Here is a 322-nt window from a genome sequence, read left to right as displayed (position 1 = left end):
CGGAAGTGCACAGTGTCCACGTGGATGCTGGCCATCGTGGCCAGGGTATCGCCCGTCAGCTTCTTCTTGCCGCGTTCGCGGCTGCGCGCGCGGAAGGCATTGAATCGCTCACCCTCACGGTGCTGGCGGACAACGCTGCCGCGCGCGGGCTGTACGAATCGCTGGGCTTCAGTGCATTCGGCACGGAGCCGCGGGCAGTCAAACGCGCGGGCTGCTACACGGATATCGTCTCGTACTCGATCGCCCTGCAGTGACGATGAAACATTGCCGCAGGCGCGGTCATGTTTCCGTGGCAGGATGGGCCTGGACATATATTCATTCG

The 322-nt window shown here is 63.0% G+C and carries 1 protein-coding gene; it reads left to right on the top strand.

The genetic code is table 11. The features are described from left to right. On the top strand, nt 1-254 hold a 254-nt coding region (locus AN393_RS19735), incomplete at its 5' end, for a GNAT family N-acetyltransferase (RefSeq protein ID WP_144430249.1). Between the last annotated feature and the right edge of the window lie 68 nt (nt 255-322).

It is taken from the genome of Pseudoalteromonas sp. P1-25 (assembly GCF_001401805.1).
Classification (GTDB): Bacteria; Pseudomonadota; Gammaproteobacteria; order Enterobacterales; family Alteromonadaceae; genus Pseudoalteromonas.
The sequence above is the reverse complement of the archived record's forward strand: the minus strand, read 5'-3'. Positions and strand labels throughout refer to the sequence as shown.